This is a genomic window from Candidatus Termitispirillum reticulitermitis, assembly GCF_054655775.1.
Window position 1 is genome coordinate 23,162 of the sequence record NZ_BAAIHG010000008.1, and the last position, 16,340, is coordinate 39,501.

Here is a 16,340-nt window from a genome sequence, read left to right on the forward strand (position 1 = left end):
TATTCATATATCAAACGACATTCTAGCACATTGCACAGTAAAATGCTAGCTGATTTTGCTATAAGATAGATACAGCTTAATTATATGGTTCTTTCAAATGAAAGTAAAGCTAAGTGAACATTGACTCTTAGCTTGCCACCCTCTATCTGTGGCTGCAAAGCATCAAGAATCTGTTTCGGCATTTCAGCAAGCTGTTTATCTATAATTGCCCTATCTATTGAAGCTAGCGAATACTCCAGTGTAGTCGCCTGTTCGCTATATGCACGCAAGGTGAAATAGTCTGCACTAGCGGCGATTACCTCACTGAGTAGCGGGAAACGAGTATGAGAGCTATTCACTGAACTGAGCAGCACATTAAGCCAAGCATCGGTATTGACATCAACAATCACCTCACGCAAGCGGATTAGCTCGCTAGAGGCAACATCAGGCGAATGTGAAAGCTCAATAAATACATCCTTTAACTTATAGCGTCCATAAAGAGGACGTTCAATAATATTAGTGCTCCCGCTCAACTACCTTTACCTCCCTTTCAACGTCTATATCAAAGAGTTTTATTAGCTGCTGAACCTCTGTTCTACCTAACATATCAGCCTTAAACTGCTCTATGCGCTCACGCGCATCAGCTAAGTTTTTTTTTTCAGATGTTGGTGCAGTGCTGGTTGTGGCTGTATCATTTAGCATTGGTTTTTTAGTTGCTACTGGAGGAGCTGGCTGTGCCATGCCTTGAGCTACGTTAACAACCGGCAACGGGACGATGCGCGACAAACTAGCCGCCTTAAACATACCAAACTCAAATGCATAGCGTGAATAGGTGGAATATCTAACGCTACCGTATAGGTTTTGCAATAGTTGAAATAATGCGTATAACCGCTCTACTGATACATTGCTAGACAACGACTTATAAAAGGTCTGTTCATCAGCTGTCAATTCTTTATACACAGATGCCGCTCCTTGCACGAGCAACAGCAGGTCACGCGTATATTTAATCATCCGCTCAGTTGCAAATTGCAGCGATATGCCCATCCCACATATTTTAGTAATAAATTCGTCTAGTTGCGCCGTGTCCTCTGAAATTACTGCAGCATATAACCCATTTATAAGCGGATTAGTAGACGTGCCAAGCACCTCATCAACCACAGCGGTGCTGAGCTTGCCACCTGAATAAGCTATCATCTGGTCGCTAAACGAGAGTGCATCCCTAAAACACCCCTCAGAGTTCAGCGCAATGCGCTTAACAGCGTCCTCTTCATACTCAATGTGTTCAGAAACAAATATCTTGACGAGTGCCGCCGTCAGTTTCTCAAAGGGTATCCGCTGGAAGTCATACTTCTGACAGCGCGACAGCACCGTAGGCAACACCTTGTGGGCATCAGTCGTGGCAAATATAAATTTTACATATTCGGGTGGCTCTTCCAATGTCTTTAGCAGTGCATTAGAAGCCTCTTTTGTCAGCATGTGGACTTCATCTACTATGACGATTTTCCACCTATACTTTACAGGGAAGAATTTAACAGTTTCGTTCAACTCCCGTATCTCATCAATGCCACGGTTAGATGCCCCGTCTATCTCTAATACGTCAATAGCAGCCCCATCTGTAATCTCACGACAGTGTTCACATTCGTTGCACGGGTTGCTCCCCTGTGGGTTTAGACAGTTCAGTGCCTTTGCTAATATCCGCGCCGCACTGGTCTTGCCAACGCCACGCGCACCAGTGAACAGGTAGGCATGCGACACCTTGCCGTCCCTAATAGCATTCTTTAGGGACGTTGTGGTGTCTTCCTGCCCTATCAGCTCATCAAATGTACTGGGACGATACTTACGCGCAAGCGCAATGTATGACACAATTCGCCCTTAGCCCCACAACACTAGACCAGTATCAAGCGGAGAGGCAAGCCCCTTAGTAGTAGGGAACACCCTAATGCCGTAAATATGCTTGCCCTCCCTGTTTATCGCATAAGTGCCCTTATAGATAATACGATTCTTAATGGCATCAACCTGTTTCAGCAACAGCACATCGGGTTTTCCAAAGAATTCATTGCCATTGCCTATTCCCACGACTAATTGAACTAACAGCTCGTCTGGACGCATATCTCCTGGGTTAATTGTTACCCGTAGGCTAATCTCCTGCCCTATGTGCATATCAGCCTCACTCTCTACATCGCTAATCAGCATTTCAGCGATATTAACAGAGCTAAACCGCCCAACCACGCCGCTCTTCCATTCAGCAATTCTCTTAGCGAGTAGTTTATCTGATGCCCGCACTTCATATTTGCGATTTGCAGCAGGGATATAATAGTCTCTCATATAGTCAGATACCATACGTGTAGAGCTATACTCTGCAGTCAACGTCTTCATTGAGTTTTTCATATACTCTATCCACCCGTGTGGCAAACCATCAGTAGAGCGGTTAAAATACAACGGTATAAGTTGGTCCTCTAGTAGGTCGTAGAGCGATGATGCATCGTTGTAGTCGTTCTGCTCTTGAACTATCTCGTTCACGCCGACAACGGGTCCTATCGTCCAGCCATTAGTGCCATTGTAGCCCTCTACCCACCAGCCGTCTGATATGCTCAGGTTCAAGCCTCCATTGACAGGGACTTTCTGCCCGCTAGTGCCAGATGCTTCGTAAGGTCTGCGTGGGGTGTTCAGCCACACGTTACAGCCCTGCGTTAAATCACGCGACACTTGCAAGTCGTAATTTTCTACGAAATACACCTTGCCCGCAAAGCTAGGGTTCAGCATATGTTGGATTACATTTTGTAATATGTCTGCACCTTGTGTGTCAGCAGGGTGCGCCTTGCCCGCAAATACAAATATTACAGGCTTACTGTTGTCGCCTATTATACGGAGTAGCCGTTCAGGGTCTGCAAATAGCAGATTAGCACGCTTATACGGAGCAAAACGCCTAGCAAAACAAATAACCAATGCATTCGGGTCAAGCCCCGCAAGCATACGTTTCTCCATATCATAAGATATAGAATATTTCTTAAATATCGCTGGCAATCCCACCTTGATAGTGTCTAGTAAGTGTGCTTTTTGTGCTTGTTTAGCAGTCCATATACGCTCATCTGGTATGGCATCTATCTTGTTCCATACATCTGAATCGGGCGTATTGCTAGACCAACCTTCGCCTAGCTCCCTATGCAACAATTTACGCATCTGAGGACCAGCATAAGAATCTACATGTATGCCATTTGTAACAGAAGCTATAGGCACTTCAGTTGCCGATATGCGCGGAAACCCATGTTGCCACATCTGGCGCGAAACATGCCCGTGCAATGCGCTAACACCATTTGCCTTGAATGAATACTTCAGTGCTAGGACGGTCATTTCAAATACATGCCTGTCGTTCCCCTCAAAGCGACCCATATTTAGGAATCGTTGCCAAGATATACCCATCTGTTGGGCATATCCGCTGAAATATTGCGCTACCTTATCAAGTGTAAACACCTCGTTGCCTGCATCTATGGGCGTATGCGTAGTAAAAATTGTGTCTGAACGCACATATTCGCCCGCAGCCTCGTAGCTCATACCATCGTTTTGCATTAGATGTATAATGCGCTCTATCGTCATAAATGCTGAGTGCCCCTCATTCATGTGATAACCTGATGGGCGGATACCTAGCACGCGTAGCAACTTAACCCCGCCCATACCGAGCAACATCTCCTGCCTAATGCGGAAGTCTCTATCAGCCTCATATAGCCGCGCGGTGACATACCTGTCATTACTTGTGTTGTCAGGAATATCTGAGTCTAACAGGTATAGCTGAATCCTACCCACAGTCAACATCCACGCCTGTGCATATAGCATACGACCGGGTAGCTGTATTGAAATCTTTATGGGATTACCCTTTTCATCTTTCACTAGCGTAGCGGGCAGCATATTGAAATCGTTCTCAGGATATACCGCAACCTGCCTGCCACTTTTGTCTATCTGTTGGCGGAAGTAGCCATTGCGATAGAATAAGCCTAATGCCACAAGCGGAGCAGCTAAATCACTTGCTGACTTCAAATGGTCTCCCGATAGCACACCCAAACCGCCAGAGTAGATAGCTAACGATTCGTGTATGCCGTATTCTGTAGAGAAGTAAGCCAGTGGGTTATTAGCAGTCAGCGGGTCATAGCTTTTTATCGGGATAGACATATACTTGTCAAACTCTTCCATAGTATCCCTATAGAGGCGCATATATACGGAATCTCTAGCCATAACTTCATAACGTTGCGCACTGGTATGTTTAATAACGGCAACTGGGTTATGGCGGCTCTTTTCCCACATTTCACGGTTCAAATCAGAAAACAAATCCCAGCAGGCAGGGTTCCACGTCCACCACAAGTTGTAAGCCAGCTCACGCAGGCGACTAACCTTGCTAGGTAGGTCTGCTACCGCATTGAACGAGCGCAGATGTGGGCGTTCCACGTTGCTAGCCCATACGTGATGGCTACTCTTTGTCTCTTCGGGCGTCATGGTGCGGTCAGCCGCTTTATCAAGGGCGAAACCGTAAGCACTTATATAATACGGAAAGAACTGTTCCCAAGAACAATTTTGCGCAATATCATGCGCTATCTTGCGCCTAGCCGTTAGCTCATTAAAATCTATCAGCGAATACTCTTTCAATACTTGCACCAGCGACCGCAAAACTTCTTCATCAGCGGTTTGTTTGCGCGATATTATGTGCACACCACGTTTGTCATCACTGCCCGCCTCACGCACCCAAATGCCGAAACCTGCAAGGTCGGTTGTGACCGTTGGCACTGAATATGCGATACTCTCTTCGGGTGTGTAGCCCCATGGCTCATACCAGCTGGGAAACACGCCAAGGTCGCTCGCTGCAAGCAGATTATAATAGGACAGGTTTAGAAAACCATCATTGCCATCTAGCATTGCAGGAACAAATATGAATTTAACGTTATTTTCAGACTTGTTGTCTAATCCTAGTCGCTTGCAAGCGTTTAAGATATGGTCGCTGGGCTGGTTCTGCAGGTAGTGGCTGGTGAGCCAGTTGCCACCGTATTCGGGAAACTTGCTCCCGTCGCCAGATATGGCATCGGGATTGACACCATTATGCCCGCCCATGACTGAGCATATAACTAGAACCTTTGTATTAGAGCCACTGAGGGACTTGTTTAGCTCGGCAAGGGAGTCTAAAAATAAATCCACACCTTTGTTATGAAACTCATAGCGTCCAGAAGTCACAAATATACGCGTGTCAGTGGGCATCTCTTCACGCAATAGCTTGCTAGCTGCGTTTAGCACGATGGCGCGGTATTTTTCAGGCTCGTTGCGGGCAATGCTGTAGTTGTCTATCACGCGCATATCAAGCCCATTCAAGGTCAATACGTCTGGTGTCCGACCCAAAAACAGGGTAGATTCATCAGCGGTAATCTTCCCAACAGTTGTAAAACAGTCCGCAATTTTGGCTGATGTTGATTCCATAGAGCATTTCGCCGTTATATTGTGATTGCTCGCCTCCTGCTTAGGATTGACCTGTGCCATCTGTTTGTAAATATCAAAGCCTGAGCCTGCTAGTGAACGTCCTAACATAGTCGCATGGGTGGTGAAAACCGTTGCCACATCAGGCAGGTTTTTCTTTAGGTACAGAAGTCCTGCGCCACACATCCATTCGTGGGCGTGCGCTATGGCTTTCAGTTCATCGTTTTCACGCCGCATCTCTCTGTATGCTGCAGCTATTACCTCGCCACAAGCGGTGCTGAACATGACTGGTTCAAGGTAGTCCCAGCCGCCCGATAATGAGTCAACACCGAAATCGTTCCATAGTCCGAATAGTATCTGGTCGTTATTGTATTTGCCACGAAATTGCACAAGGATTACTTTAGGCTCACCTGGGATATTCCACCTGCCAAATCTGCAGTTCACACCAGTAGCTTGAATAGCAGGGCGGATTTTGTTCCATATAGGCTCGTCTGTTTCTGTGAACTCTGGAGTGTTGCCAAGGTCAGGACCCATCAGAAAATAGTTTTCTCCAAATGCTTCAGTTGCTTCAAGCGCCTTGCTACTAACAACGGCGTAAATACCACCGACTTTGTTGCAGACTTCCCAACTGATTTCAAACAGTGCGGTATTATCAAGTTTAGGCATATTAGCTCCTTAACGTTAAACAAAAATATGTGCAGACTAAATTATAGACACGCAGGATACTATAACGTAGCAATTCTAGCTTGTCAATGGATTTATAGGGGCAACGTTTAGTTGTTGAATTGTTAATTTAGATTGAATTCTCTATACTCGTCTTGTCTAAGTATAGTCGTCTTTATGCCGAACTGTTTTTGACAGAACTCCCCCAGCGGGAGCAAGTGTGCTTCTCCGTTGTTATGCTGGCTCACATGTGCAAAAAAACAGCTTTTTAACTTTCCGTTACATGATAACGTAGTAACTAGACCGATAGCTTCATTATTAGAAAGATGCCCCTGTGGAGATAATATCCGCCGTTTCAGCTCTGGAGGATACTGCTTGTTGTTGCGCAACATCTCTACATCGTGATTAGTTTCTAGCACTAATGTTTCTGCACATTCTAGTGCTTTCGCTTGTGCATCAGTCCAGCAGCCAGTATCAGTCAAAAAACCTATACTGCTACCGGCTGATATAACATAACCTAACGGTTCAACTGCATCGTGCGAGAGGCTGAACGCTCTGGCAGAAAAGCCATTAAACTCTACAATCTCATCAGCTCTAATGCGTCTCACTCGCTCCTTTATGCCACTTACCTTGCCGGTGAGTATCTCTAACGTGCGGTTAGCTGCGTATATTAAACAATCATAATCACGTGCAAATAGCTCTAGTCCACTTATATGGTCAAAATGTTCGTGTGTTATGAATAATGTTTTTTTTAGCTGTGCTTCATTGGGGATAGCCGATAAAAAAGCCTGTATCTTTCTAATTCCTACGCCCATATCAACAAATATTAAATTATTATCCACCTGTAAGCAGTAGCAGTTCCCCTTAGAGCCGCTTGCCAAGACATGCAACTTCAGAATACTATTCACGCCAGCCCTACCCTCTTCAACTGTGGCAGTGAGCTATGCAGATGAATGCAATACACAGCTATGAGCGCAAGTAACTTGTAGATTAGCAAGTCGCCACTCACAACAATATATAGCCACAATAAGAACACTACAAACTTTGTGAGTATTTGAACAAATGAAAGACGCCGTTCATCAAGCATTAAGCTGATAGCAATTAGCACGACCACTGACGAATACAAGAATAGGTCAAACCTTGTTCCGAGTGCCACAGGCAATAGGCAAAACAACGCAACTAGTGGCAATAAAGACAAAAACAGGGGTTTGTATATGCTAGCCCAAAGTGTGCAGATAGTAGCAGATATTGGCGAAGTATCAGTCTCGTAGATATATACGTAATAACGCGCCGACACAACCAAAAATACTAATACAGCAAACTCTTTACCCGTAAGATGACTGCACAGCAAGGAGAGCAACAACACCCAGATAGGTAGCCTACTCACAAACATTGATAGCACATAAGCAGGTTTGTTGAACACTATTTGAGCCGTTTCTTGAAATCATCCAATACGTCTGCGTATCTTGCCCGTTCATCATCGCTGAAAGACGTATTGGTAAGCATATTGGATAGTCCTGTTGCTATTATGCTGATGTTTTTTGTATCTTTTGCAGCAATAGCATCTTCAAAAACACGTTTATGGTCTCTAATTGCCGTATCGCTATCGCCCGCAATAGCTTCGTAATACGCTACAAGGTATTGCAGAGTGCGGGCGACAACATCAGAGCCTGACTCCTTGTAATTGCCAGCGTTTGTGCGATAGACTTCTTTCGCCCTAGTTGCCTGTAATTTGCTACACGGAGGCATTGCCGTGAGACTAGCTACGACAGACGGCACTTCAACGGTATCAGAATTTAACACGTAGAACCTTAATGCATCTTCGTAGTAATGGCGAGCTAAATCTTCTTTGCCTTGAGCCTGATAAATGTGCGCAAAGGCTAGATGTATCTTAGCTATGTCAAGCGTCTTCTGCCCCTCAACTGCCAGATTTAATGCACTGGTCAACGTCCGCAAAGCCTCTGAATGTTTATTCATTCCATATTGAACCTTGCCGACAGTCGTGAGTACCGCTATCTCAACTTCTTTGTATCCATATTCTTTTGATACAAGGGTAGCTCGCTCACAAATTGAGAGCGCATTCTTGTAGTTGCCGTTCTCTCTGTAGGACTCAGCTATAAAGTAGAACAATATAGCAGCGTCAAAACTGGTGGAATCCACTCCATCAAGGGCTTCGTTATAATACTTGATAGCATCTTTATATTTGCCACGCTTGCGTTCAAGCTCCCCCATAAAGGTGTATATCGGTGGCAATTGTTTATCAAACTTCAACGATTTAGCTAGGGACAGCGCACCAGCCACATATTTAACCGCTTTCTCAATATCGCCTTGCTCATTGGCACAGTAGCCTGCGTAATACGTGAATTTATATCGCAATTCCTTGCCAGCTTTGTCTCCCTTAAAGAGCGATTGCTCCGCTAACAGTTTCTCAAATAATGGCAGAGCATCTTCATAATTGCCAGATTCATAGTAGTCCATTGCAACACCCACGGTGTCGCGTAGCGACTCGGCTACCGCAATGTTAGAATATGCTAATAATAGCACCATAACAGCTAGTAATTTTTTCATTCAGCTGTCGCACTGCTGTCTGTTATCAGCTCTATGCGGTTACCTGTAGCATAGTTGTATAAAAATTTGCTCTGCTCATCCGTTATGTTATTTCTGATATAAAATTTTAATATCTTTAGGTTCTCGGATGTCTGATTATCGGTATAGTCTGCACATATAACGATATTGTGTATCCCGTAATCAACCTGAATAAAGGCACTAACGTCATAGTTGTCACAAATAGTGTCGTTCTCAACCAGAATCCCACCACGAGTAAGCATATCTGCCTTAATCTCGCTACGCTTACCTAGCACTAAACTAGGCAGTGCATTCAAAAAGGCGACTGTCCTAATACGTTTCAACTCCTCACGCGCAAAGCTAGAGCCGTTGACCTCTGCGCTACTCATCTTGGCAATGCCCTGCTCTTCGTTACGGGCAACACCTAATCCGTAATATTCCTGAAGGCCGATATAATGAAGCCCGTCAAAATCTCGTTGCTCATAAGCTCTGGAAAATGCATCATAAGAAAGTTTATAGTCTTGTTTAACTCCGCGCCCATATAGATACGCATAGCCAACCCATACCAGTGACTTAGCACTCTTTTTATCGGCACCTAGTTTAGCATACCTAAACCCATCGCTGTATAGTGATTTGTTGTCTGACAGGAGATAAATTTCGGCTGTCTGCCGCATAGCGGGAATTAAACCTTTATCAGCAGCAAGCCTAAAACTAGTTGTAGCACCAGAGCGGTTTCCCGCTTCTAGCTGCATCTGTGCAAGTTTATAGCGCGCATACGGCTCCGTTACAGCATTAGCAGCTAGTAGCTTCATAGCGGGGGTGCTATCCCCTACAGAAAGCATATTATCAACAGTATTCACCCATGCTGGTCTATACTGCTCACTATTAGGACCCCGCTTGCCGGGGGTGTCCTTTGCACGGGCAATATAGTCGCTCATATTCCTGAAACCGCGCGCACGAACGTAATCTAAAAAAGAGGTACCGTAGCTGGTTGATACATTTGCATTAGCACCGGAGGATAACAATACCCGCACAGTTGAAATGTGGTCATTTGCTACAGCCGAAAACAGCGGCGTATAGCCATATTTGTTGGCAAGATTAACGTCAGCACCTAAATCAAGGAATAGCTTTAATATAATATCGTTGCCATCCTCTGCAGCCAATAACAATGGGGTATTGCCGTCCTCATCTTGAATGTTTACGTAGCCACCAGATACTAGCCAGCTAGCGACAGAATCTGCATCGCCAAGTGCCACCTGCTTGAAAATAGTTGTATTCGCGCCAGCCACAGACGCATCGTCAGCCGCGGGTGCGTCAGCCGCATAAATAAACAACAGACAAACAGCAATCAGAAAGAGATGATATAGCCTACGCATAAAATATCGGCTAGTGTAGCATAAAACAACTTATTTTGCAAGCCTGTTAAATATTTCACCGCACAAGTATCGCATCCATTGGAATAACCAGAAGAATGTATAACCTAATATTTATTCTACGGCGTAAGCGTTACTTCAAATGCGCGTCTGTCGCGTGACACTGTCAGCACTAGTCGCTCGTATGCAGAGTTGGCAAGTAGCGTGTCCAGCTGTGATAGGCTATTCACCGCTTTTCCATTCATAGCGACCAGCATATCCCCCTGTCTTATATGGTTAGGATATCCGCTGGAGCGCACTATGATGGAACCCTCCGTTTCGCCTACATCTATCTTATAGTTGTATTTCAACATATCTATGCCAAAGTTTTTAGGATGCTCAGACAGCTTTATAAAGCCACCTATCTCCCTACCCTGCTTGCTGTATGACACTTTTATAGATTGACCAGGGGGAAATGTTCTTAAAATATAGTTCACCGACTGCGCACCCGACACAGGTATATCGTCTAGCCGCGTGAGATAGTCTCCCTGTTTAATCCCCAGCCTGTCAGCATCGCTGCCACCCGCCACGGCTGATATAAACAAACCTTGCCCTTTTTGGCTAGCTCCGCCACCCGTAAGCGAAAAACCTAAATAGCCACGTCTCACATACTGGTGCTGCAATATCTCTGGCACTACGCGCTTTATAGTATCTATCGGTATGGCAAAGCCTATCCCCTGTGCTTCTTTATACATTGCGCTATTTATGCCTATTATCTCACCGTCTAGGTTAATAAGCGGTCCGCCAGAATTACCGGGGTTTATCAACGCATCTGTCTGTATGAATATAGAAAACTCGTTGCTGAGCCTCAATATTCGCTTGGTATTGGATACAACCCCAGTAGTGACAGAGCTAGATAGCCCATAGGGATTGCCTATAGCTATAACGGTTTCGCCCGTCTGTATATCAGCAGAGTTTCCCAACACAGGCAGGGCAAAGCGGTAGTTTAGATTGTCAACTTTTATAACGGCTATATCAAGCAGGCTATCGCCACCTATCACCCTAGCTTTATAAGTTTTCTCATCGGGTGTGACGACATAGATGCTAGTGGATGATTTTACTACGTGAAAATTAGTAATTATTACTCCGTCATTGCGGATAATTACACCTGTGCCAAGGTTCAGACTCTTCTTGCCCTCAGTGTTAAAGAAATCATCTAAAAATGGGTCGCGAAATATCCCCTCACGCTGCGCTTCGGCGCGGATATTGACAACAGCTCCACTCGCCTTGCGGACAGCTGTCACCACAGGGGTGACACGCTCCGATGCGCATGCCGCCACAGCAAACACTGCCAAAAATAATGCTAAAAATAAAGACGATAGCCTAGCTGTCATAAACCCTATTTATACACTATCGCTTGTGCCACATTGTCAGCAGTAGCTTTATCACAAAGGGTTTCTACTAACTTTAACGCAAACTCCACCGCCGTCCCAGCTCCACGACTAGTGATAACTTTATCGCTCACCACCACGCTATCGGTGCGGTATCTCGCTTGGTTAAAGCTAGACTGAACACTTGGATGAGAGGTCAAAATATTCTTATCAAACACCCCTTGCTTGTTCAGCACAGTGGGTGCTGCACAGATAGCAGCAAGATAACGTTTAGATTGTTCTTGTTCATACACCAGTTGCGCTACTAATGGGCTTTTAGATAGATTTTCTGTGCCAAGCCCGCCACCCGGCAATACTACCATATCGTAGATATTATTCATAACATCAGCTAGCAACACATCAGCCTTAACTGATACATTATGAGAGCCTAGCACATCAGCCTTATCTATAGATGCAGTCGTCACGTCAAGCCCTGCACGGCGCAACAAATCAATAGGAGCGAGTGCCTCAATCTCTTCAAAGCCGTCAGCAAGAACAACTAAAACTTTTGGAGCAATAATATTAGTCATATACAGTAATCCCCCCGTAAAACTGCCATTACCTGCAAAATAGTATATATAACTTTACCTCTCAGTCAAGAGAAAAAGCAGGGAACTATACTTGACTAGATGTATCGCAGGTAAATTTAACGCTACAAATGGCGTTTGTGCACATTAAGGCGAGGAACTTGGGAAAGGATAGACAATTTTTTGCTTTTATGTTACCCTGTACTGTATGTCGGAATTTGTTTTTGTAAATCCGTCCCCTAATTTAGAGCTTATCGCTTGTGAGCTAGAGGCTTATGGCAGGGAAGTGTCTCGCGTATGGACGCTTGAAATGCTCCGTGCTAGACCAGCCAATGTATGGGCGTTTGTCGGGCAGAAATACAGCCGCTTGAACGGACATCTTGCGAAAGATAAACTAGACGGCAACGTGACTAACCTGAAAAAGCCATTTTTTGCATCTTTCAAGTATCGCTACGTCAGGCAGAAACTTATTAACATTAACCCCGAAGTTGCGAACGGCTCATTCCAAGACTATATATTACTAACAGGAGAAATTTGGAACGATACTAAATCTAACCCTCCTGCGTTCAGCAAGCAGACCATAGATGGCGTGATTGCGCAATATCCGGATTCTATAATAATCACATCGCAACTACCCGCATATTCGGGCAAGCGAGTAGTATCTATGTGGGAGAGCGACTATGACGTGCTGGATGCATTAGGAGATGATTATTATATGTTCTTTGAGGGTAATACCCGTCATGAACTACTGTGTTTGGAGGGCAAGTTGCGCTGTGTCAGCGATTCCGCCTCGCTAGATTGGCTTGCTAGACTAAATCCTACTATGAAACGATTTAAGTTTGAGAATATCTCTAGCTATTCATTCATACAGAACACTAATGCATGGCTTGATAAATATTCTTCTAGCATTTTTATAGTCAACGATTACAGTTGGCTGAATTTTGCTGTGCGGATGCCTGACTCATGGGCTAGGGACGTATCAAGTTTCTTCTTCAACTATAAACAATCCAAAGACAAGAAAGGTTAAGATATGAATATTGTTATAGCATCAGACCACGCCGCTGTCGCCCTAAAAATTGAGCTTTTCAACCACATTCAGGGGAGCGGACACACCATTACCGACTATGGTGTAGATGAGGGACAAAAAGGGGACTATCCGCTTATAGCGGCAAAGCTAGCGAAGGCGGTAGGTGCTGATTTTGAGCGCGGTATATTACTATGTGGCACGGGCATTGGTATGTCTATATCCGCAAATAGATTTCCGCATATACGTGCAGCACTTTGCCACGATGATTACACCGCTAGAATGTCTAGGCAACACAACGACTCAAACGTTTTGGTAATGGGTGGACGCACAACAGGAGTAGAGGTAGCGAAGTCTATTGTTGATGTGTGGCTGGACACACCGTTTGAGGGGGGTAGGCACGCCACCCGATTAGCATTGATAGAACAATTATTTATTTAGAGGTATAAAATGGAGCTATATGGGAATGTAAAGACATTTGACGCCGATGTGTATAACGCCATGGTGGCAGAAAAAAATCGTCAAAGCAACCACCTAGAGCTGATAGCTAGCGAGAACTTCGTTTCTAAAGCGGTACTTGAAGCGGCGGGGTCTGTCCTCACTAACAAATATGCTGAGGGCTACCCCAGCAAGCGCTACTACGGTGGCTGTGAATGTGTTGACATAGTAGAACAACTTGCCATAGACAGGGCTAAACAATTATTTGGTGCGGAGTTTGCCAACGTGCAACCGCATTCAGGCTCGCAGATGAACCTGATAGCCTTTGCGGCACTCTTAAAACCGGGCGATACTATACTGGGTATGAACTTATCGCACGGTGGTCACTTAACGCACGGCAGCCCAGTCAACTTCTCGGGCAGAACGTATAACGTTGTCCCTTATGGTGTATCAAGTGAAACTGAACAGATTGATTATAGCGAGGTAGAACGGCTTGCTAAAGAGCATAAACCTAAGCTGATATTGGCTGGCGCCAGTGCATATCCGCGCACAATAGACTTTAAGCGGTTCCGTGAAATAGCCGATATGGTTGGCGCATATTTTATGGTTGATATGGCACATATTGCAGGATTAGTGGCGGGTGGTGCTCATCCAAACCCTGTGCCTTATGCAGACGTCGTGACTACCACCACGCATAAGTCATTGAGGGGTCCGCGTGGCGGAATAATCCTTGCTAAAGAACAGCACGGCAAGGCGATTAACTCGCAAACTTTCCCCGGTTTTCAGGGCGGTCCGCTCATGCACATCATAGCTGCAAAAGCTATAGCATTCAAAGAGGCTATGCAGCCAGAGTTTAAGGCATACGCTACACAGATTGTCAAGAATGCCAAGTCGTTAGCCAATGCCTTGCAAAAGCGCGGGTTCCGCATAGTTTCAGGTGGCACTGACAATCACTTGTTGTTAGTAGATGTCTATTGCAAGGGGATTACTGGCAAAGATGCACAGAATACCCTAGACAGGGCGCACATTACCACTAATAAAAACACTATACCCAACGAAACGCTCAGCCCGATGATAACTAGTGGGCTGAGGCTAGGCACGCCAGCAGTTACGACACGAGGGCTTAAAGAAACTGATTTGACACTGGTTGGAGATATGATTGCTGATGTCCTTGAAAATATAACTGACGAGGCACAAATTAACGCTGTGAAGACTCGTGTTATTAAGTTAACGGATATATACCCATTATACAAAGATTTGGTATGAGGATTTAGTTATGATGAAACGCCCTAGCTGGGACAGATACTTTATGGATTTAGTCGGGATAGTCGCCACCCGCTCAACCTGCTTGCGTAGACAGGTAGGCGCAGTGCTTGTGCGCGACCAGAGGATGCTAGCCACTGGCTATAATGGCACTCCGAAGGGCATTACTCACTGCGAAAAGACAGGTTGTCTGAGGCAACAACAGAACGTCCCCTCTGGGGAGCGGCACGAGCTATGCCGCGGGCTACATGCTGAGCAGAACGCAATAATACAGGCGGCGTTATATGGCATTAACGTGGCGGGTGCTACGCTGTATTGCAATACCAAGCCGTGCAGTATCTGCACCAAAATGCTAATAAATGCGGATATTAGGCGCATAGTCTATGCAAACGAATACCCTGACAAGCTGGCTGACGATATGCTACGAGAGACCAACATTAGAATCGTCCACTTTAAGGACGAGGAGTAGCTACTATCTTATGTATGATTCTGTTGTTCAAGTAATATTTATTGCATCAGCGATGATTGCTATAACTAACCCGTTCGGCAACCTGCCAATGTTTATTGATATGGCAAGCGACCTCACAGATGGCGCGCGCAGACACCTATTCCGCCTAATAGTATATGTGGGTTTTGCCATAGTTCTGGTGTTTGCCCTAGTGGGCGTTCCAATAATGAAACACTTCTTTAGGCTAGGGGTTGAGGAGCTGCAGGTAGCGGGCGGGATATTGCTGTTAGTGCTGGGAATAAAAAATTTGCTCTTCCCGCCGGGGGATGCTGACTCCGCTAACAAGCCGCAACGCGGGGAGGAGGCTGTTCACGAGCGCATTGTTCCTATGGCATTCCCGATATTAGTAGGTCCTGGCACGTTGTCAACGGTTATTATACTGGTTGATTTGCATGGGTTTGCGAAATCATTTATCGGTTTCTTTGTGGCGTTTGTAATAATATTTATAGTATTTTTTTTGGCTCGTTATATAGAAAGGCTACTCGGCAAGCTAGTTTTGTTTATACTATCACGCATAATGCAGGTGTTTATCTCCGCTATCGGTGTCTCAATGATAGAGACAGGCATTAGGACGATAATATCTAGGTAGGTGAAATCATAACTCGCTCTAAATTACTCATTTGCGTTACATTTGCGTTTTTTGCGCTTTGCGCCATAGCAAGGGCTGTATTTTACGGCATATATCGGGCTAGCTTTCCTGATATCAGCGTCCCGCAGTTGCTGCACACTTTTATTGTAGGCTTGCGGTTTGATGCTTATGTTATCGCACCTGTCTTTGGCGTTGCTGCACTGCTCTTTATGCTACCGATAAAAAGCAAACATTGGAAAGAGCTGTTAGGCGCAGTTATGTATTTAGACTTTGTGCTGCTTGCTTTAGTTTTATCGGTGGATATTATTTATTACGAACACTCGTCCCGACACCTTGCCGATGAGCTATTCTTATTGTCTAACGATATGAACCTAGTCGCTGGGTTTATAAAGGAATATGCCATCCTTATACTTATATTTACCGCAACAGCTACAGCAGTAGGTGTTGTGTTCTTTAAGACACTAAAACACCTGAACGACATTGAATTCAGCAACCATCTGTATATATGCAAGTAGTTCGTAGGCGACCTTCAACTCTTCAGTGGCGTCTGC

The 16,340-nt window shown here is 45.1% G+C and carries 15 protein-coding genes; 6 read left to right on the plus strand and 9 right to left on the minus strand.

The features are described from left to right. Nucleotides 1–80: 80 nt before the first annotated feature. The 9 genes from AC1MDJ_RS01965 to AC1MDJ_RS02005 form a co-directional block, all read right to left on the minus strand. Nucleotides 81–512, minus strand: coding sequence for a hypothetical protein (locus AC1MDJ_RS01965; RefSeq protein WP_479689274.1), 432 nt, complete (start codon nt 510–512; stop codon nt 81–83). Further along, nucleotides 496–1,842 (minus strand): DNA polymerase III subunit gamma/tau, encoded by a 1,347-nt coding sequence (gene dnaX / locus AC1MDJ_RS01970; RefSeq protein ID WP_479689275.1) that lies wholly within the window; start codon nt 1,840–1,842, stop codon nt 496–498. Before dnaX ends, AC1MDJ_RS01965 begins: the two co-directional genes overlap by 17 nt. Nucleotides 1,843–1,851: 9 nt before the next feature. Next, nucleotides 1,852–6,096 (minus strand): alpha-glucan family phosphorylase, encoded by a 4,245-nt coding sequence (gene glgP / locus AC1MDJ_RS01975; protein WP_479689276.1) that lies wholly within the window; start codon nt 6,094–6,096, stop codon nt 1,852–1,854. Nucleotides 6,097–6,218: 122 nt separating this feature from the next. Further along, the gene (locus tag AC1MDJ_RS01980; RefSeq protein WP_479689277.1) at nt 6,219–7,001 is read right to left on the minus strand and encodes an MBL fold metallo-hydrolase; all 783 of its coding nucleotides are present in this window, start codon (nt 6,999–7,001) and stop codon (nt 6,219–6,221) included. Next, entirely contained in the window at nt 6,998–7,516 is a 519-nt protein-coding gene (locus tag AC1MDJ_RS01985) for a hypothetical protein (RefSeq protein WP_479689278.1), read from the minus strand. Before AC1MDJ_RS01985 ends, AC1MDJ_RS01980 begins: the two co-directional genes overlap by 4 nt. Then, nucleotides 7,516–8,661 (minus strand): tetratricopeptide repeat protein, encoded by a 1,146-nt coding sequence (locus AC1MDJ_RS01990; RefSeq protein WP_479689279.1) that lies wholly within the window; start codon nt 8,659–8,661, stop codon nt 7,516–7,518. The genes AC1MDJ_RS01985 and AC1MDJ_RS01990 overlap by 1 nt, the downstream gene beginning before the upstream one ends. Next, nucleotides 8,658–10,034 (minus strand): ankyrin repeat domain-containing protein, encoded by a 1,377-nt coding sequence (locus tag AC1MDJ_RS01995; protein WP_479689280.1) that lies wholly within the window; start codon nt 10,032–10,034, stop codon nt 8,658–8,660. The genes AC1MDJ_RS01990 and AC1MDJ_RS01995 overlap by 4 nt, the downstream gene beginning before the upstream one ends. Before the next feature lie 116 nt (nt 10,035–10,150). Beyond that, nucleotides 10,151–11,404, minus strand: coding sequence for a S1C family serine protease (locus AC1MDJ_RS02000; RefSeq protein WP_479689281.1), 1,254 nt, complete (start codon nt 11,402–11,404; stop codon nt 10,151–10,153). Nucleotides 11,405–11,409: 5 nt separating this feature from the next. Further along, complete coding sequence (locus AC1MDJ_RS02005; protein ID WP_479689282.1) at nt 11,410–11,970, minus strand: DJ-1 family glyoxalase III; 561 nt, start codon at nt 11,968–11,970, stop codon at nt 11,410–11,412. A 205-nt stretch (nt 11,971–12,175) separates the two neighbouring features. On the opposite strand from AC1MDJ_RS02005, the gene AC1MDJ_RS02010 reads away from it, so the two are divergent. From AC1MDJ_RS02010 to AC1MDJ_RS02035, 6 genes are all read left to right on the plus strand, one after another. Then, a complete protein-coding gene (locus AC1MDJ_RS02010; RefSeq protein WP_479689283.1) occupies nt 12,176–12,994 on the plus strand; it encodes a hypothetical protein in 819 nt (272 codons plus the stop codon). A 3-nt stretch (nt 12,995–12,997) separates the two neighbouring features. Next, nucleotides 12,998–13,432, plus strand: a complete 435-nt coding sequence (gene rpiB / locus AC1MDJ_RS02015) for a ribose 5-phosphate isomerase B (RefSeq protein ID WP_479689284.1) — start codon at nt 12,998–13,000, stop codon at nt 13,430–13,432. Between the two features lie 9 nt (nt 13,433–13,441). Continuing rightward, complete coding sequence (gene glyA / locus AC1MDJ_RS02020; RefSeq protein ID WP_479689285.1) at nt 13,442–14,695, plus strand: serine hydroxymethyltransferase; 1,254 nt, start codon at nt 13,442–13,444, stop codon at nt 14,693–14,695. A 13-nt stretch (nt 14,696–14,708) separates the two neighbouring features. Then, on the plus strand, nt 14,709–15,161 hold the full coding sequence (locus AC1MDJ_RS02025; RefSeq protein WP_479689290.1) for a deoxycytidylate deaminase: 453 nt from the start codon (nt 14,709–14,711) through the stop codon (nt 15,159–15,161). Nucleotides 15,162–15,171: 10 nt separating this feature from the next. Further along, nucleotides 15,172–15,789, plus strand: a complete 618-nt coding sequence (locus tag AC1MDJ_RS02030; protein ID WP_479689286.1) for a MarC family protein — start codon at nt 15,172–15,174, stop codon at nt 15,787–15,789. Nucleotides 15,790–15,917: 128 nt separating this feature from the next. After that, a complete protein-coding gene (locus AC1MDJ_RS02035) occupies nt 15,918–16,304 on the plus strand; it encodes a hypothetical protein (RefSeq protein WP_479689287.1) in 387 nt (128 codons plus the stop codon). The last annotated feature ends 36 nt before the right edge of the window (nt 16,305–16,340 follow it).